Here is an 18,451-nt window from a genome sequence, read left to right as displayed (position 1 = left end):
CGGGTTCGTGGCGCGCGCCGGGAGGGAAGGGGAAGCGGGATAGTGGACTTGGGCTTGCGCGCTCATCACCGGCCGGGCGAAAGGCCCGCCGCGCGGGCTGCGCGGCGGCTGCTCGCAGAAGAATGCGGCGCCGGCCGGTGCGTTCCGCTCCGGCACCGCATCGAACCGCCCCTTGACCTTCCCGTCGCTGGAAGCCCCATCTTCGGGTCCGATCGATCCGGGAGACCGCGATGACTGAGAAGCACGGACAGGCCGAAGGCTGCTGCGCGAGCGGCGGGCATCATGCGCCGACGCCGCACGCCCATCACGACCACCATCACCATCACGGCGTGCCTTCGGCCGCCGCCGGCGCAGACGCCGCGCAGGGCGCCTGCTGTTCGGGCGAAGCGGCGGGGAGGGCCGAGACGGCGCGCGATCCGGTCTGCGGCATGACCGTCACGGTCGCGACCGCCAAGCATTCGACGGTTCATGACGGCGAGACGTATTATTTCTGCTGCGCCGGCTGCAGGGCGAAGTTCGAGGCCGATCCCGGCCGCTATCTGGCGCCGCCGGTGACGCCGCCCGCGGCTCCGCCGGTCGCGGAAGGAACGATCTACACCTGCCCGATGCACCCCGAGGTGCGGCAGGTCGGCCCGGGCAGCTGTCCGATCTGCGGCATGGCGCTCGAGCCGGAGATGCCGACGGCGGAGGCCGGCCCCAACCCGGAACTCGCCGACATGACGCGCCGGCTGAAGATCGGTGCGCTCTTCGCCGTTCCCGTCGTGGTGCTCGAGATGGGTGGCCATTTCCTCGGCCTTGATCGCCTGATCGCGCCGCGCCTCTCCGCTTTCCTGCAGCTCGTCCTCGCCGCGCCCGTCGTGCTGTGGGCGGGCTGGCCGTTTTTCGTGCGCGGCGTCGCCTCGGTGCGGAACCGGGCGCTCAACATGTTCACCCTGATCGCGATGGGAACCGGGGTCGCCTATGTCTACAGCGTCGTGGCGACGCTCGCGCCTGAACTCTTTCCGCACGCCTTCCGCCATGACGGGGCCGTCGCGGTCTATTTCGAGGCGGCCGCGGTGATCACGCTCCTCGTGCTGGTCGGCCAGGTGCTCGAACTGGGCGCTCGCGAGCGCACATCGGGCGCCATCCGCGCCCTGCTCGATCTCGCTCCGGCAGTGGCGCGGCGGATCGAGGCAGGCGGGGCGGAGCGCGAGGTGCCGCTCGCCGAGGTGAGGGAGGGCGACCGGCTGCGGGTGCGGCCGGGCGACAAGGTGCCGGTCGACGGCGTCGTGGTCGAGGGCCGCTCGCATCTCGACGAATCGATGGTGACCGGCGAGGCGCTGCCGGTCGCGAAGGCGGCGGGCGATCCGGTGATCGGCGGCACGCTGAACGGCCAGGGTGGCTTCGTCATGCGGGCGGAGCGGGTCGGCCGCGACACCATGCTGTCGCAGATCGTCGCGATGGTCGCCAAGGCGCAGCGCTCGCGCGCGCCGATCCAGCGCCTCGCCGACCGGGTCGCCGCCTGGTTCGTGCCGCTCGTCATTGCGGCGGCGGTCGCCGCCTTCCTCGCCTGGGCATATTTCGGGCCGGAGCCGGCGATGGCCTATGGCCTCGTCGCGGCGGTGAGCGTGCTGATCATCGCCTGCCCCTGCGCGCTCGGGCTCGCCACGCCGATGTCGATCATGGTCGGCGTCGGCCGCGGCGCCGAGGCCGGCGTGCTGATCCGCGATGCCGAGGCGCTGGAACGGATGGAGCGCGTCGATACGGTCGTCGTCGACAAGACGGGCACGCTGACCGAGGGCAAGCCGCGCGTCACCGCCATGCGATCCGCGGGGATGGCCGAGGACGAGATGCTGCGGCTCGCGGCGAGCGTCGAGGCGGCGAGCGAGCATCCGCTCGGCGCGGCGATCGTCGCGGTGGCGAAGGGGCGCGGCCTGGTCCCGGCGCCGGTCGCCGGGTTCGATGCGCCGGCCGGCAAGGGCGTCGTCGGTGAGGTCGGCGGCCGGCGCGTCGCGATCGGCAACCGCCGCTTCCTCGCCGAACAGGGCATCGCGCCCGCGCCGGCGCTGGAGGACGAGGCGGACCGGCTGCGCGCCGAGGGCGCGAGTGCGGTTCTCGTCGCGGTCGACGGCCGGACGGTCGGCACGATCGCCATCGCCGATCCGGTCAAGGAGACGACGGCGGAGGCGCTCCGCCTGCTGCACGAGGCCGGTCTGCGCGTCGTCATGCTCACCGGCGACAACCGCACGACGGCGGAGGCCGTCGGCCACCGGCTCGGCATCGATACCGTGCGGGCGGAGGTTCTTCCGGAGGAGAAGGGTGCGGTGATCGCGGCTCTCAAGCGGGAGGGCCGCGTGGTGGCGATGGTCGGCGACGGCGTCAACGACGCGCCGGCGCTCGCCGCGGCCGATGTCGGCATCGCGATGGGAACGGGCACCGATGTCGCGATCGAGAGCGCCGGGATCACGCTCCTGTCGGGTGATCTGACCGGCATCGTCAAGGCGCACCGGCTGAGCCGGGCGGTGATGGCGAACATCCGGCAGAACCTGTTCTTCGCCTTCGTCTACAACGCCGCCGGCGTGCCGATCGCCGCGGGCGTTCTCTACCCGGTGCTCGGGCTGCTGCTCTCGCCGATGCTCGCCGCGGCGGCGATGGCGCTGTCCTCGGTCAGCGTGATCGGCAATGCGCTGCGGCTGAGGACGCTGCGGCTCTGACCGTCACCCCGGCGGCCGGCGAAAGCGCCGGCCGTCCCGGCTGTCCGGGATCGATCAGAAGAACTGGCGCTGCTGCAGCGCGATACGGGTGTAGCGGTCGGACAGTTCGGAGCGGACATCCTGGCCGGTAAGGCCGATATCGGCGAGCAGCCGGTCGTCGAGATGCCGCAGCCGGCGCCGGGCCCGCGCGCCTTCGATCTGCTCTTTCAAAAGGTTGAACATTCCCGTCTCCGTCCATCCATTGCCTGTGTCGTCATCCCGATGCTCAGGAGACGCGCACTATCCTGCTCAGGATATAGGCAGGGCCGCCGCGGATATCGACAGTCCAGGGCTGCGCGCTTTGCCGCACCGCAACAGCACGGGTAGAGCGATGTGGGCGGCGCAACGAAGGAGGATGAAGGCGGGCGCTCAGGCCTCGCCATGCACCGCTGCGGGGTCGGAACGGGAGGCACCCTCCGCCGGTTCGGCGGGCGAACCGGGCGGGGCGGCCGAAGTTCCGCCGAAAAGGGCGGTGAGCGCCTCGTGGAAGGCCCGGGCGGACACCGGCTTCGCGAGGACCGTAACGCCCGGGGAGCCCAGCGAAGCGGCGTTGGCGCCCTCGCCCGCGAGCAGGATCAGGGCCGGCGGCGGCGCGACGGCGCGGGCGGCGTCGAGCGTCAACGCGGCGTCGGCAAGGTCGCGGTCGAGTACGAGGACGGCCGGCGGCGCGGCGGCGAGCGCCGCGCGGGCGGTCGCGCCGTCGGCCGCCTCCTCGATGCGCAGCACGCCGAAACCCTCAAGCATGCCGCGCAGCACGGCACGCAGATGACCGTTGTCTTCGACGAGAAGGAAGGACAGTTGATGGAAATCAATGTTCAAGGCGGCGCCCTCGACCACCCTCTTGATGCGCCTCGACCTCTGAAGATGCGGTAAATTGCGCCATGGCCCATGGCGGCGTGCGTGTGCTTCGTCACACCCCGTCGAACCGGGCGGTGCTAACACCCCGTCCTCCCTCCGGAGACCGCGGCAAACTGGCGTTGGACAGGGAGCGTCCGGGCCACTAGTTTTGAAGCGCTCCAATCATAGGCGTCGGAATGGACTATCAGTCGTTCTTCCACGATGCGATCGCGGCCCTGCACGCCGAGAAGCGCTACCGGGTCTTCGCCGATCTCGAACGCATCGTCGGCCGTTTTCCGAAGGCGATCTGGCGTCACGACGGCGTCGCGCGCGAGATCACCGTCTGGTGCTCGAACGACTATCTCGGCATGGGCCAGCACCCGTCCGTGCTCGCCGCGATGACCGGTGCGGCGAACGGCATGGGCGCCGGCGCCGGCGGCACGCGCAACATCTCCGGCACTAACCATCCCCTCGTCGAGCTCGAGGCCGAACTCGCCGACCTGCACGGCAAGGAAGCCGGCCTCGTCTTCACCTCCGGCTTTGTCTCCAACGAGGCGGCGATCTCGACGCTCGCCCGCCTGCTGCCGGATTGCGTCATCCTCTCGGACGAGTTGAACCACGCCTCGATGATCGAGGGCGTGCGCCGCTCCGGCGCGCAGAAGCGCATCTTCCGCCACAACGACCTCGCCCATCTCGAGGCGCTCCTCAAGGAGATCCCGGCCGAACGGGCCAAGCTGATCGTCTTCGAGAGCGTCTATTCGATGGATGGCGACATCGCCCCGATCGGCGCGATCTGCGACCTCGCCGAGAAATACGGCGCGATGACCTATATCGACGAGGTCCATGCGGTCGGCATGTACGGCCAGCGCGGTGCCGGCATCGCCGAGCGGGACGGCCAGATGCACCGCATCGACGTCATCGAAGGCACGCTCGCCAAGGCGTTCGGCACGCTCGGCGGCTACATCACGGCGAGCAAGGCGGTGGTCGACGCGGTCCGTTCCTATGCGCCGGGCTTCATCTTCACGACGGCCCTGCCGCCGGCGATCGCCGCGGCGGCGACCGCTTCGATCCGCCATCTGAAGACCTCGCAGGCCGAGCGCACCGCCCATCAGGCGAATGCCGCGCGGGTCAAGCAGGTGCTCGCCGAGGCCGGCCTGCCGGTGATGCCATCCGAAACCCACATCGTGCCGGTCTTCGTCGGCAATCCCGATCTCTGCAAGCGCGCCTCGGACATGCTTCTCGAGGAGCACGGCATCTACATCCAGCCGATCAACTATCCGACCGTGCCGCGCGGCACGGAGCGGCTGCGCATCACCCCGACGCCGTTCCACGGCGAGGCGGAGATCGCCGTGCTGCGCGACGCGCTGGTCGATGTCTGGCATCGGCTCTGGCTGCCGCTCGGCCGGACCGCGCCGGCGGCCGTGCCGCGCGTCGCCGCCGCGGGTGGCGACCTGACCCGCCTCGCCGTCTTCCCGCCCGCCGGCGGCTGACGGTCGCGGCAGGGGCGTGCGCCGGGAGCGAAGGGCTGTCCGGCTCCGCCGCCTCCAGTTCTGCCGCTCCGATAGCGTTCGGCCGCCCGGCTTCGGGCCGCTCGGCCCCGGCCGATCGCCGCGGCGAGGCGTTCTCCTGCGGCGACGCATTGGCGGGCGCCCCCGTGGAGCGAACCCTGTGACGCCGGACACAGGCCGCCAACGCGACATAAAAAGAACAACGCCGTCAAAGTCTTGACCGAGGCCCCCGGAATCCGCCCCGGCTTGCGGGCGGGGCGGCGCGGACGTAGTGTCGCGGCAGGGCTGGGCTGATCGATCGGGAGGTTTCGATGCGCGGTCTTCGCCGTTTCGCGCGCCATGCGCTGATGGTGCTCGGTCTCGCCGCGCTCGCCGCCGGGCCGGCCGCGGCGCGCGACGAGGCTGCGGGTCAGCGTGTCGTCACCACGCGGAACGCCGATTATCCCGGTTTCGATCTCGAAACGCTGAAGGATGTCGATCTCGACGCCTGCACCGCGGCCTGCACGGCGGACCAATCCTGCCGTGCCTTCACCTATAACGAGAAGGCGCGCTGGTGCTTCCTGAAGTCCGATTTCGGCACGCTGACCCAGGCGCCCGGGGCCACGGCCGGCCGAATCGTGCCGGTCGCCACCCTGTCGCAGAGCGAGACGGTGAAGCGGCGCGACGAGCTCGGCTTCGTCATGCCCTGGTTCATGGACGAGGCGCGCGCCCTCGAGGGCGCGCTCGCGCAGCGCGCTGCGGGCGAGTCCCGCAGCGCCGCGACGCTCTCGGCCGATCTCGCGCAGGCCCTGTCGGGCGGCGATTTCGAGGCCGCGTCGAGCGCGGCGATCGGACTGCTCGCCCTGTCGCCCGAGGATCCGGCGAACTGGCTCGCGCTCGCCCGCGCCGCGCTCGGCCGCAGCCCGCAGGACTGGCAGGCTCAGAACGAGGCGAAGACCGACGGCACGGCCGCGGTCATCGCCGCCTATCTGCGGATGACCGGGCCGGCGGAGCGGGCGCAGGCGCTCGCGCTGCTCGGCCGGGCGTTCGAGAAGCGCGGCGAGGGCAGGATGGCGCTGAAGGCCTATCGCGCCAGCCGCGGGCTCGAGGCCGACGCCGCCGTCGCCGCCGATTACGAGCGGGCGCTCGAGCAATACGGCTTCCGCGTCGTCTCGAACGAGGTCGACGCCGATTCGGCCTCGCCGCGGCTCTGCATCGTCTTCTCGGACAGTCTGAAGCCCGGCGCGCCGATCGCCGATTTCGTCACCGTCGAGGGCGGCACCGGTCTCGCCATCGAGCCGCGCGACAATCAGGTCTGTGTCGAAGGTCTGAAGCATGGCGGTCGCTATACGGTGCGGGTGCGGCCCGGCCTGCCGGCCGCCGACGATGAGGCGCTCGCGCGCCAGGTCGAGATCACGAGCTATGTCCGCGACCGGGCGCCCTGGGTCGGCTTCGCCGGCAAGGCCTATGTGCTGCCGGCGGGCGGCGAGGCCTCGATCCCGATCGATTCGGTCAATGCCGACCGCATCGACGCCAAGGTCTACCGGATCGGCGACCGCGCGCTCGCCTCTGCGGTGCGCGACGGCACTTTCCTTCGCCAGCTCGAACGCTATGCCGCCGATCAGATCGGCGACAGTTCGGGCACGCTCGTCTGGCAGGGCGAGATCGAGGTGAAGGGCGGCACGCTCAACGAGACGATCACCACGGCGATCCCGATCACCGAGGCGGTCGGCAAGGCCGAACCGGGCGTCTATGTGATCGTCGGGCGCGCCGCGCTCGACCAGCAGAACCAGTGGGGGACGCAGGCGACGCAGTGGTTCATCGTCTCGGATCTCGGCCTCACCGCGCTCTCGGCCACCGACGGGGTGCACGCCTTCGTGCGCTCGCTCGGCTCGGCGAAGGCGCTCGCCGGCGCCCGCGTGAAGCTCGTCGCCACCAATGACGAAGTGCTCGGCGAGGCGACGACCGACGCCGACGGCCATGTCCGCTTCGAGCCCGGCCTTGCCCGCGGCGCCGGCGGCATGGCACCGCAGCTCCTCGTCGCCGAGACGGATGCCGGCGACTATGCCTTCCTCGATCTGAAGAAGACGCCGTTCGACCTTGCCGATCGCGGCGTCGACGGCCGGCCGGCGCCCGCGGCGATCGACGCCTTCCTGACGCCGGAGCGGGGCATCTACCGGCCGGGCGAGACGGTGCATCTGACGGCGCTGCTGCGCGATTCGCGCGCGCAGTCGGTCGACGGCCTGCCGCTCACCCTCGTCGTCGAGCGGCCGGATTCGGTCGAGGCGTCGCGCGAGCAGATCGCCGATCAGGGGCTGGGGGGCTATCACGCCGCCGTGCCGCTCGCCGCCGAGGCGATGCGCGGCGCCTGGCGGTTCAAGCTCTTCGTCGATCCGAAGGGCGCACCGATCGCCGAAATCTCCGTGCTCGTCGAGGATTTCGAGCCCGACCGGCTCGCCTTCGAGGCGGACAGCCCGGCCGAGCGGCTCACCTCCGGCGGCGCGCTGCCGCTCTCGATCGCCGCGCGCTACCTCTACGGCGCGCCGGCGGGCGATCTCGCGGTCGACGGCGAGGTGATCGCGACGCCGACCGCGACGCTCGATGCCTATCCGGGCTATCGCTTCGGCCTCGCCGACGATCCGGCCCCGACGGTGCGCGACACGCTCGGCGCCACCGGCCTCACCGATACGGACGGCGCCGCCGCCTTCGAGGCCACGGTGCCGACGCTGCCCGAGACGACGCGGCTGTGGAACGCCGAGATCGTGGTGCGCGTCACCGACACCAATGGCCGGGCGGTCGAACGGCGGCTCAGCCGGCCGGTCGACGCCGGCGGGCCGCGGCTCGGCATCCGGCCGGCCTTCGACGGCAGCGTCGCCGAGGGCGGCCCGGCCGATTTCATGCTCGTCGCGATCGGCGGCGACGGCACGCGCATCGCCGCCGCGGGCGTCGCCTGGACGCTCGAACGGCTGACGACGACCTACCAATGGTATCGCCGCGACGGCAACTGGAACTATGAGCCGATCACCTCGGCGGAGAAGATCGCCGACGGCGCGCTCGATCTCGCCGCGTCGGGCGAGCCGGCGAAGCTCTCTCTGCCGGTGGACTGGGGCCATTACCGCCTGACCGCGACGCTGTCGGGCGCGGCGACGACCGCCTCGAGCGTCGATTTCGACGCCGGCTGGTATGTCGACGCCGCCGGCGGCTCGGAGACGCCCGACATGCTCGGCGTGTCGCTCGACAAGCCGCGCTATAAGGTCGGGGACACCGCCCATCTGCGCCTCGAGGCGCGTTTCGCCGGCGTCGCGCTCGTCGCCGTCATCGACGACCGGCTGATCGCCATGAAGACGGTCGAGGTGCCGGAGGGCGGCACCACCGTGGCGCTGCCGGTCACCGCCGAATGGGGGCCGGGCGCCTATGTGACGGCGGCGCTCTACCGGCCGATGGACATCGCCGCGAAGCGCATGCCGGCGCGCGCCCTCGGCCTTTCCTGGCTGGCGGTCGATCCGGGCGAGCGCAAGCTCGATCTCGCCCTCGACGTCGCCGCCGAGTTGCGGCCGCGCGAGGCCATGGCGATCCCCGTGACGCTCCGCGATCTCGCGCCGGGGACGGAGGCCTATGTAACGGTCGCCGCCGTCGATGTCGGCATTCTCAACCTGACCGGCTTCAGGACGCCGGACCCGGACGGCTGGTATTATGGCCAGCGCCGGCTCGGCACCGAGATCCGTGATCTCTACGGCCAGCTGATCGACCGCATGCAGGGCGTGCCCGGCGTGCTGCGCTCGGGCGGCGATGGCGGTTCGGCCGGGCTCAAGGCGCCGCCGCCGACACAGAAGCTGCTCGCCTTCCATTCCGGTGTCGTCCGTGTCGACGATGACGGCCGCGCCACGGTCTCCTTCGACCTGCCGGACTTCAACGGCACGGTGCGAGTGATGGCGATGGCCTGGTCGAAGGCCGGCGTCGGCCATGCCGAGAAGGACGTGATCGTGCGCGATCCGGTCGTCGTCTCGGCGAGCCTGCCGCGCTTCATGACGCCGGGCGACAAGAGCCGGCTGCTCGTCGAGATCGACAATGTCGCCGGCCGAGCGGGCGACTACACGCTCGCGATCGGCGCCGCCGGCCTCGCCCTCGCGTCCGAGGACGCCGCCCGCATCGTCACCCTCGCCGAGAAGCAGAAGGTCACCCTCGTCCTGCCGATCGAGGCGGTCGACATCGGCGATCACACGATCACGGTCGACCTCGCCGCGCCGGACGGCGAGCGCTTCCCGAAGGATTATGCGCTCGGCATCCGTCCGGCCGGGACGCCGGTGTCGCGCCGGTCGCTCGTCGCGCTTGCGCCGCAGACCGGCCGGCTGACGGTGAACGGCGCCGCCTTTGCCGATTTCGTGCCCGGCACGGCGAGCGCGACGCTCGGCCTCGGCGGTCCGGCGCGGCTCGACGTGGCGACGCTGATCGACGCGCTCGACCGCTATCCCTATGGCTGCACGGAGCAGATCGCCAGCCGGGCGATGCCGCTCCTCTATCTCAACCAGGTGGCGGCGACGATCGGCATCGCCGAGGACACCGAGATCCGGAAGCGCGTCGCGGATGCGATCGGCGCCGTGCTCGCCAACCAGTCGGGCGCCGGCTCCTTCGGCCTGTGGGGGCCGGGCTGGGACGATCTCTGGCTCGACGCCTATGTGACGGACTTCCTCACCCGGGCGAAGGCGGTCGGCTATGCCGTTCCCGAGGTCGCCTTCGGCAATGCCGTCGACAATCTCGCCAACAAGCTCGCCTATGCGCAGGATTTCGAAAGCGGCGGCGAGGCGATCGCCTATGCGCTCTACGTGCTCGCCCGCAACGGCCGGGCGGCGATCGGCGACCTGCGCTATTATGCGGAGACCAAGCTCGATGCCTTCGCGACGCCGCTCGCCAAGGCGCAGATCGGCGCCGGCCTCGCCCTTTATGGCGACAGGGCCCGGGCCGAGCGCGTCTTCGAGGCGGCTTATCGAGACGCCCGCGCCGGCGCGGGTCCGCAGTCGGGCGGCCGCGACGATTACGGCTCGGCGCTCCGCGACGAGGCGGGCGTGCTCACCCTCGCGGCCGAGACGGGCCAGAACGGGCTCGATCTCGGCGCGCTCATCGACAGGGTGTCGGAGACCCGCGCGACCCGCCGCGCCGTCTCGACGCAGGAGCAGAGCTGGACGCTCCTCGCCGCCGCCGCGCTGATGGACGGCATGGCGAAGGGCTCGGCCGAGGTCGACGGCGTCGCAGCCGACCTGCCGCTCTTCCGCAAGCTCTCCGGCACAGAGGTGGAGGACCGGCCGCTCGCCATCGCCAACACCGGCACGACGGCGCTCGACGCGGCGCTCACCATCACCGGCGTCCCGGCCGTTCCGGAGCCGGCCGGTGGGGTGGGCTTCTCGATCGCCCGCGCCTATTACGCGACGGACGGCTCCGAAATCGACCCGTCGACGGTCGCGCAGAACGACCGGATGGTGGTGGTGCTGACCGTGACGGCGACCGAAGGGCGGTTCGGCCGGCTGATGGTGACGGACGGACTGCCGGCGGGCTTCGAGATCGAGAACCCCAACATCTCGCGCTCGGGCGATACGGCGAGCTATGACTGGCTGTCGGTCGAGACCAATGTCGCCCATACCGAGGCGCGCACCGACCGCTTCCTCGCCGCCGTCACGCGCTCGGCCTCCGATCCGCTCGAATTCTCCGTCGCCTATACGGCGCGCGCCGTCTCGCCCGGAACCTTCGTCCACCCGGCGGCGACCGTCGAGGACATGTACGATCCCGACCGGTGGGCGCGCACCGATACCGGCGCGGTCGAGATCGTCGGCGCGATGCGGTGATGTCACGACCTCGTCGTCCGTCATCCCGGGCGAGCCAGGCGAGACCCGGAACCCCGCAGGCCGAGGACGGCGCGGCGGGAGGGATCCCCGCCTCCGCGGGGAGGGCGGCGGGGAAATGGCCTCGCCGCATCACGGCCGCCCTCACCGCCACCGCCTTCGGCGCCTTTCTCGGCGTCGCCTGGCTGTCGGGCGAGATCGCGGCGATCGAGGGCTCGCTCCCGGCGACGCCCCAGGCGGCGGAGCTCGCCCGCTCGACCGTCGTGCTCGACCGCACCGGCGCGCTGTTGCGGCCCTACACGACGCCCGAGGGGCGCTGGCGCCTGCCGGTGGCGCGCGACGCGGTCGATCCGGCCTTCCTCGCCATGCTCTGCGCCTATGAAGACCGCCGCTTTCGCGACCATCACGGCGTCGACTGGCGGGCGATCGGCCGCGCCGCATGGCAGCTCGTCCGCTCCGGTCACATCGTCTCCGGCGGCTCGACCCTGACCATGCAGGTCGCCCGCCTGATCGAGGCGCGGCCGACCCGCGGCCTTTCCGAGAAGCTGCGCCAGATCGTTCATGCCCGCCGGCTCGAGGCCGACTTGTCGAAGGACGGGATCCTCGATCTCTATCTCGCCCTCGCCCCCTATGGCGGCAATATCGAGGGCGTGCGGGCGGCGAGCCTCGCCTGGTTCGGCAAGGAGCCGCGCCGGCTGACGCTCGCCGAGAGCGCGCTGCTCGTCGCGCTGCCGCAGGCGCCCGAGGCCCGCCGGCCGGACCGCGACCCGGCCGCGGCGAAGGCGGCACGCGACCGCGTGCTCGACCGGCTGGCGGCGGCCGGCGCCATCGATGCCGAGGCGGCCGCGGCCGCGAAGAGCGAGCGCGTGCCCGCCGCGCGGCGCGATTTCCCGCTTCTCGCCGCGCATCTCGGCGATGCCGCCCGGCGGGCGCAGCCCGGCGCCGGCGCGATCCGTCTCACGCTCGATGCCCGGCTGCAGGCGCGGCTCGAGCGGCTCGCCGCCGAGCGGGCCGCCGCCGCCGGGCCGAAGGCTTCGGTCGCCATCCTCGTCGCCGACCAGACGACGGGCGAGATTCTCGCCTCGGTCGGCTCGGCCGGTTTCACGACGGAGGGCCGCGGCGGCTATCTCGACATGACGCGCGCGGTGCGCTCGCCCGGCTCGACGCTCAAGCCGCTCATCTACGGCCTCGCCTTCGAGGACGGGCTCGCCCATCCGCAGAGCCTGATCGAGGACCGGCCTTCCGCTTTCGCCGGCTACACGCCGGTCAATTTCGACGGCTTCTATCGCGGCACGGTGACGGTGCACGACGCGCTCACCGAATCCTTGAACGTGCCGGCGGTCGCCGTGCTCGACGCGGTCGGCCCGGCGCGTCTGGTGGCGCGGCTGAAGCGGGCGGCGGCCGCGCCGGTGCTTCCGGAGCTCTCGGCGCCCGGCCTCGCGGTCGGGCTCGGCGGCGTCGGCCTTTCGCTGCGCGATCTCGTCGCCACCTATGCGGCGATCGCCCGCGGCGGCGCGCCCGTTCCGCTCGTCGACGGTTCGGAGGCCGCAGCGCCGGTGCGGGAGGCGGCCGCCCCCCCGGTGCTCGACCGTATCGCGGCCTGGTATGTCGCCGACATCCTCGCCGACGTGCCGCCGCCGGCGAACGGCGCGCGTGGCCGCATCGCCTACAAGACCGGCACCTCCTATGGCTATCGCGACGCCTGGTCGATCGGCTTCGACGGATCGGTGGTGATCGGCGTCTGGGTCGGACGGCCGGACGGCGCGCCGGTCACCGGCCTCACCGGCATCGGCACGGCGGCGCCGATCCTCTTCGAGGCCTTCGACCGGCTCGGCCATGAGCCGGCGCCGCTGCGGCCTGCACCCGCCGGTGCGCTCATCGCCCGCACCGGCGACCTGCCGGCGCCGCTGCGCCGTTTCCGTGGCCGCGCCGTGCTCGCCGGCAAGGCCGACGACCTGCCGGAGATCGCCTTTCCGCCCGACGGCGTGGCGATCGATCTCGGTTTCGCCGCCGGCGATCCCGGGCCGCTCGCCATCAAGGTGCGGAACGGCCGGCCGCCCTTCGTCTTCCTCGCCAATGGCGTGCCGATCGCGCGCTCGCCGTTTGCCCGCAGCGAGAGCTATGCCCCGGAGGGGCCCGGCTTCGTCACCCTCTCGGTGGTCGATGCCGACGGCCGCTCCGACCGGGTGACGGTGTTCGTCGAATGAGACCTATTCCGCTGCCGCCTTGAGCGCCCGGCTGCGGGCGAGAAAGGCGCGCAGCGCCGCCGGCTTGACCGGCTTGTTGATCACCGTCACGGCGGCCGCCGTCGCGGTCTCGCGCACCGCCGGCGTGCGGTCGGCCGTGACGAGCGCGGCCGGCACCGCGCTGCCGAAGCGCGAGCGCAGCCGGCCGATCGCCTCGAGCCCGTTCCCCGTATCGAGATGATAATCGACGAGGAGCACGTCGGGCGGCGCCCGCCCTGCGGCCGCGGCGTGCACCGCTTCGTCGGCCGACAGCGCGGTGATGACGTGGCAGCCCCAGCCGCCGAGCAGCGCCGCGGTGCCGGCGAGGATCTGCGGCTCGTTGTCGAGCGCCAGCACGACGAGCCCGTCGAGCGCCGCGGCCGGGGCGGGTGCGGCGGCATGGGCGGGGATGGTGGCGGCGCGCCCTTCGGCACGTGGCAGCTCGACGGAGAAATGTGAGCCGCGGCCGGGCTCGGAGACGACGCGCACCCGGTGCTTGAGCACGCGGGCGATCCGCTCGACGATCGAAAGCCCGAGGCCGAGGCCGCGCGCTGCCCGCGCGCCGGCATCGAGCCGGTGGAACTCGCGGAAGATCGCCTTCTGCTTCGAGGCGGGAATGCCGAGCCCGGTGTCGTAGACGGAGATCACCACCGTCTCGCCGCGGCGACGCGCGCCGAGGAGGACCCGGCCGGAGGCGGTGTATTTGACGGCGTTCGAGACGAGGTTCTGCACCACGCGGCGCAAGAGGCGCCGGTCCGACCGTACGGAGAGCGAGGTCGGCACGAACCGGAGCGCGACGCCCTTTTCCCGCGCCATCGCGTCGAACTCGGCTGCGATCGGCCGCAGCACGTCGTCGAGCGCGAAGACGCCGATTTCGGGTTTCAGCGCGCCCGCGTCGAGCCGCGAGATGTCGAGCACCGCCCCGATGATCTCCTCGACGCCTTCGAGCGCGCTGTCGATATTGCCGACGAGCGCGCGCTCCGGCCCCTTGTCGAAGCGCTCGACGAGGCTCGTCGTGTAGAGCCGGGCGGCGTTGAGCGGCTGCAGGATGTCGTGGCCGGCGGCGGCGAGGAAGCGCGTCTTCGAGAGGTTCGCCTCGTCGGCCTCGGCCTTCGCCCGGACGAGCTGCTCGTTGACGCGCACCAGTTCCTCGGTGCGCTCCTGCACCCGTTTCTCGAGCGTGTCGCGGGCGCGTTCCAGCGCCTCGGCGCTCTTCACCCGCTCGGTGATGTCGGCGAAGGTGGCGACGATGCCGCCGTCGGGCATGGCATCGACACGCACTTCGAGCACGGTTCCGGAGGGGTGCAGGACCTCCTGATAGGGGCCGCGGCGGCCGACCAGACGGTCGAGCCGGCTCGCCACCGCCTCCTCGATCGGACCCGGTCCGAACGCGCCGACCGCCGCCTGGTGGCGCAGGATCGCGTCGAGCCCGATACCGACCTGGCCGAGCTCCGGCGGCAGGTCGAGGAGGGCGCGGAACGGCCGGTTCCAGCAGATGAGCTTCAGCTCGCGGTCGAACACCGCTATGCCCTGGCTCACCTGGTCGATCGCGGTCTGCAGGAGGTCGCGATTGTACTGGATCGCCGCCGAGGCGTCGTCGAGCAGCTTCACGGCGCCCTTCGTCGCCGGGTCGCGTCGTTTGATCAGCAGCGACAGCACGAGTCGGGAGGAGGCGGCGCCGATCGCGCTCGCGAGCAGGCGTTCGGCGAAGCGCAGCAGCGGCAGGTCGGCCGGCCGTGCCGGATCGAGCGCGATGCCCCGCTCGCGCGCATAGGCGGCGAAGGAGCGCCCCGTCCGCTCGGCGCCGAGGAAGCGGGCGACGGTTTCCTCGAGATCGCGCACCGTCACGGCGGTGCGCCAGAGCCGGAGCGCCGGCGCGTGCACCCGCTCGGCGGCGACGAAGATCGTCGCCTGGACGCGCTCGCTCGGCTCCGGCCCGCGGGCGAGCGAGACGAGCACGAAGGCAAGGATGTTGACCGAAAGGCTCCACACGACGCCGTGGGTGAGCGGCTCGAAGGAGAAGTTGAGGAGCCCTTCCGGCCGCAGGAAGCCGAGGCCGAACGGCCCCTCGGTGACGAAGCGCTCGGGCAGCCAGCCCGAGGCGGCGAAGGCCGGCAGCATCAGCGTGTAGAGCCAGACGGCGAAGCCGGCGAGCATGCCGGCGATCGCGCCGCGGCCGGTGGCGCGCCGCCAGACCAGCCCGCCGAAAAAGGCCGGTGCGAACTGCGCGATGGCCGCGAAGGAGAGCAGGCCGATCGAGGCGAGCGCCGCCGTGCCGCCGGTCGCCTTGTAGTAGCCATAGGCGAGCAGCATGACGAGGAGGATCGCCGCCCGGCGGATGAGGAGGAGCCGCGGCCGCTGGTCGGCGCCGGCGTCGAAGCCGTGCTGCCGGTGCCGCAGCAGAAGCGGCATGACGACGTCGTTCGAGATCATGATCGACAGCGCGACGCATTCGACGATCACCATCGCGGTGGCGGCCGAAAGGCCGCCGACGAAGGCGAAGAGGGTCAGCGCCTCCGCGCCGTGCGCCATCGGCAGGGCCACGACATAGGTGTCGGCGTCGACCCCCGCGGGCAGCAGGACGAGGCCGGCGAGGGCGATCGGCACGACGAAGAGGTTGATGAGGACGAGATAGCTCGGCAGCAGCCAGCGCGCCCGCCTGAGCTCGGAATCGGCGTTGTTCTCGACAACCGTGACGTGGAACTGGCGCGGGAGCAGGACGATGGCGCAGAAGGAGAGCAGCGTCATCGTCAGCCAGGCGCCACCGTCGAACGGCCGGCCGAGAATGTCGATCGTGCCGGCCCGGGCCGCGGCCTGCGCGGCGAGATCGCCGAAGCCGTCGAACAGCCCGTAGGTGACGTAGAGCCCGACGGCCAGAAAGGCGACGAGCTTGATCAGCGATTCGGTGGCGATCGCCAGCATCAGGCCTTCCTGATGCTCCGTCGCGTCGGCGTGGCGGGTGCCGAAGAGGATCGAGAAGGCGGCGAGGGCGAGGGCGATCGGAAAGGCGACGTCGCCGAGTGCGGCGAAGCCGCCGCCCGGTCCTGCGAGCGTCACGAAGGAGGTCGAGATCGCCTTCAGCTGCAGCGCGATGTAGGGCACGATGCCGACGACCGCGATCAGCGCGACGACGCCGGCGACGGCGTAGCTCTTGCCGTAGCGCGCGCCGATGAAGTCGGCGATCGAGGTGATCCGTTCGGCCTTGGCGAGCCGGACGAGCCGGCGCAAGAGCGGATAGAACAGCCCGATCATCAGCGCCGGGCCGAGATAGATGGTGAGGAATTCGAGGCCGGAGCGGCTCGCGAGACCGACCGAGCCGAAGAAGGTCCAGGACGTGCAATAGACCGACAGCGAGAGCGCGTAGATGAAGGGCCGGCCGCGGCCGCTGGCGCGCGGCCGACGCGCCCGGTCGCCATAGCTCGCGACCAGGAACAGAAAGCCGATATAGAGGATCGCCGCCAGGACGACGATCGAGCCCTGCAGCATCGCGCCTCCCCCTCCGGTCCCGGAACCTAGCATGAAGATCGGCCCTTATCCGCTCGCTTGCCGCATCCGGGTCGCTCGGGCACCCTGGAGGGCGCGAGAGGCGTTTCTGAAGAGGCAGGAGACGGGCCGATGCTGAAGGAATTCCGCGAATTCGCCCTCAAGGGCAACATGGTCGATCTGGCGATCGGCATTATCATCGGCGCGGCCTTTTCAGGCCTCGTCAACTCGGTCGTCAACGATCTCTTCATGCCGATCATCGGCTTCATCACCGGCGGCATCGATTTCTCGAACATGTTCATCCAGCTCGCCGGTGCGCCGCAGGCGACGCTCGCCCAGGCGCGCGAGGCCGGAGCGACGATCGCCTATGGCAACTTCATCACCTTGGCGATCAATTTCATCATCGTCGCCTGGGTGCTGTTCATGGTCGTCAAGCTGATGAACCGGCTGAAGCGGCAGCAGGAGGTGGCGCCGAAGCCCGCCGAGGATCCGAAGGACGTGCAGTTGCTGCGCGAGATCCGGGACCTGCTCGCCAAGCCTTGAGGGCTCCGATCGATCAGATCGGGTGAAGCGACCGACCACGAGAAATCATGGGCGGGGCCGGGACCGATCGGCTATGGTCCCGGCCTTCCGTTAGAGCCCGAGGCCGCCCGTGACGTCGCTTTCCTTTCTCTCCACGCTCCGCCCCGAGGCGCGCGAGGCCCCCGAGAGCGGCATCGTCGAGGTGTTCAATTACGGCCGCGGCCGGCAGGGGCTGATCCCGCTCTGGGTCGGCGAGGGCGATCTTTCGACGCCCTCCTTCATCTCGGAGGCGGCGAGCGCGGCACTCGCCGCCGGCGAGACCTTCTACACCTGGCAGCGCGGCATTCCGGATCTGCGCGCCGCGCTCGCCCGCTATCACGAGCGGACCTTCGGCCGCCCCTTCGACGTGGAGCGCTTCTACGTCACGATCGGCGGCATGCACGCGATCCAGACCGCGCTGCGGATGATCGCCGGCACAGGCGACGAGGTCATCGTGCCGACCCCGGCCTGGCCGAACTTCGCGGCGGCGATCGAGGTCGGCGGCGCGCGCACCGTCGAGGTGCCGATGGGGTTCGGCAATCGGGGCTGGGTGCTCGATCTCGACCGGATGTTCGAGGCGGTGACGCCGCGCACCCGGGCGCTCTTCATCAACTCCCCCTCCAACCCGACCGGTTGGACCGCGACGCGCGACGAACTCGTCGCCATTCTGGCTTTCGCGCGGCAGAACGGTCTGTGGATCATCGCCGACGAGGTCTATTCCCGCTTCTTCTATGAGGGCATCCGGGCGCCGTCCTTCTACGACATCGCCGAGCCGGAGGACCGCATCCTCTATGTCAACACCATGTCGAAGAACTGGGCGATGACCGGCTGGCGGGTCGGCTGGCTGTCGGCGCCGCCCGAGCTCGGCCAGGTGATCGAGAATCTCGTCCAGTATTCGAGCTCCGGCGTGCCGCAATTCCTGCAGCGCGGTGCGGTGACGGCGCTCGACGAGGGCGACGATTTCATCGCGCTGCAGCGCGGCCGTGCCGAGGCGAGCCGGGCGGTGATCTGCGATGCGCTCGCGGCGACCGGCCGTGTCCGCTTCGCCCGGCCGGCCGGGGCCTTCTATCTGTTCTTCTCGGTCGACGGCGAGCCGGATACGCGCCGGCTCGGCCTCAGACTGGTCGACGAGGCGAATGTCGGCGTCGCGCCGGGCGATGCCTTCGGCGCCGCCGGAAAGGGGTTCCTGCGCCTCTGCTATCTGCGCAAGCGCGAGGACATCGAGGTCGCCGCCGAGCGTCTGGTCGCCTGGCTGAAGCGCTGAGCCGGCCACCCGGTCCGCGTCGCGCCGT

The 18,451-nt window shown here is 71.4% G+C and carries 9 protein-coding genes; 6 read left to right on the top strand and 3 right to left on the bottom strand.

Translation table 11 applies throughout. The features are described from left to right. The first annotated feature begins 230 nt into the window (after positions 1 to 230). Entirely contained in the window at positions 231 to 2,693 is a 2,463-nt protein-coding gene (locus tag GGQ63_RS06975; RefSeq protein ID WP_183853930.1) for a heavy metal translocating P-type ATPase, read from the top strand. A 54-nt stretch (positions 2,694 to 2,747) separates the two neighbouring features. On the opposite strand, the gene GGQ63_RS06970 is transcribed toward GGQ63_RS06975, so the two are convergent. Then, on the bottom strand, positions 2,748 to 2,915 hold the full coding sequence (locus GGQ63_RS06970; protein ID WP_183853928.1) for a YjiS-like domain-containing protein: 168 nt from the start codon (positions 2,913 to 2,915) through the stop codon (positions 2,748 to 2,750). Between the two features lie 186 nt (positions 2,916 to 3,101). Further along, positions 3,102 to 3,569 (bottom strand): hypothetical protein, encoded by a 468-nt coding sequence (locus GGQ63_RS06965; RefSeq protein WP_183853926.1) that lies wholly within the window; start codon positions 3,567 to 3,569, stop codon positions 3,102 to 3,104. 197 nt (positions 3,570 to 3,766) lie between these two features. Here GGQ63_RS06965 and hemA point away from each other — a divergent pair, with 197 nt between their 5' ends. The 3 genes from hemA (at position 3,767) to pbpC (ending at position 13,097) form a co-directional block, all read left to right on the top strand. Next, the gene (hemA, locus tag GGQ63_RS06960) at positions 3,767 to 5,059 is read left to right on the top strand and encodes a 5-aminolevulinate synthase (protein ID WP_183853924.1); all 1,293 of its coding nucleotides are present in this window, start codon (positions 3,767 to 3,769) and stop codon (positions 5,057 to 5,059) included. A gap of 329 nt (positions 5,060 to 5,388) precedes the next feature. Then, on the top strand, positions 5,389 to 10,893 hold the full coding sequence (locus tag GGQ63_RS06955; RefSeq protein ID WP_183853922.1) for an alpha-2-macroglobulin family protein: 5,505 nt from the start codon (positions 5,389 to 5,391) through the stop codon (positions 10,891 to 10,893). Then, positions 10,893 to 13,097 carry a penicillin-binding protein 1C gene (gene pbpC / locus GGQ63_RS06950; protein WP_183853920.1) on the top strand — a complete coding sequence of 735 codons (2,205 nt, stop codon included), beginning with the start codon at positions 10,893 to 10,895 and terminating at the stop codon, positions 13,095 to 13,097. Before GGQ63_RS06955 ends, pbpC begins: the two co-directional genes overlap by 1 nt. A gap of 3 nt (positions 13,098 to 13,100) precedes the next feature. Here pbpC and GGQ63_RS06945 read toward each other — a convergent pair whose 3' ends face one another. Further along, the gene (locus GGQ63_RS06945) at positions 13,101 to 16,601 is read right to left on the bottom strand and encodes a PAS domain-containing hybrid sensor histidine kinase/response regulator (protein WP_183853918.1); all 3,501 of its coding nucleotides are present in this window, start codon (positions 16,599 to 16,601) and stop codon (positions 13,101 to 13,103) included. Positions 16,602 to 16,730: 129 nt separating this feature from the next. On the opposite strand from GGQ63_RS06945, the gene mscL reads away from it, so the two are divergent. Beyond that, a complete protein-coding gene (mscL, locus tag GGQ63_RS06940) occupies positions 16,731 to 17,141 on the top strand; it encodes a large conductance mechanosensitive channel protein MscL (protein ID WP_183853916.1) in 411 nt (136 codons plus the stop codon). A gap of 109 nt (positions 17,142 to 17,250) precedes the next feature. After that, on the top strand, positions 17,251 to 18,423 hold the full coding sequence (locus GGQ63_RS06935) for a pyridoxal phosphate-dependent aminotransferase (RefSeq protein ID WP_183853914.1): 1,173 nt from the start codon (positions 17,251 to 17,253) through the stop codon (positions 18,421 to 18,423). Positions 18,424 to 18,451: the final 28 nt, after the last annotated feature.

Source organism: Prosthecomicrobium pneumaticum (assembly GCF_014199915.1).
Taxonomy (GTDB): domain Bacteria; phylum Pseudomonadota; class Alphaproteobacteria; order Rhizobiales; family Kaistiaceae; genus Prosthecomicrobium; species Prosthecomicrobium pneumaticum.
The sequence above is the reverse complement of the archived record's forward strand: the minus strand, read 5'-3'. Positions and strand labels throughout refer to the sequence as shown.

What these genes read in the sequence shown, in the direction of transcription:
- GGQ63_RS06975 (WP_183853930.1), top strand. Translation starts at nt 231, where the DNA reads ATGACTGAGAAGCACGGACAGGCCGAAGGCTGCTGCGCGAGCGGCGGG.
- GGQ63_RS06970 (WP_183853928.1), bottom strand. Translation starts at nt 2,915, where the DNA reads ATGTTCAACCTTTTGAAAGAGCAGATCGAAGGCGCGCGGGCCCGGCGC.
- hemA (WP_183853924.1), top strand. Translation starts at nt 3,767, where the DNA reads ATGGACTATCAGTCGTTCTTCCACGATGCGATCGCGGCCCTGCACGCC.
- GGQ63_RS06955 (WP_183853922.1), top strand. Translation starts at nt 5,389, where the DNA reads ATGCGCGGTCTTCGCCGTTTCGCGCGCCATGCGCTGATGGTGCTCGGT.
- pbpC (WP_183853920.1), top strand. Translation starts at nt 10,893, where the DNA reads ATGTCACGACCTCGTCGTCCGTCATCCCGGGCGAGCCAGGCGAGACCC.
- GGQ63_RS06945 (WP_183853918.1), bottom strand. Translation starts at nt 16,601, where the DNA reads ATGCTGCAGGGCTCGATCGTCGTCCTGGCGGCGATCCTCTATATCGGC.
- mscL (WP_183853916.1), top strand. Translation starts at nt 16,731, where the DNA reads ATGCTGAAGGAATTCCGCGAATTCGCCCTCAAGGGCAACATGGTCGAT.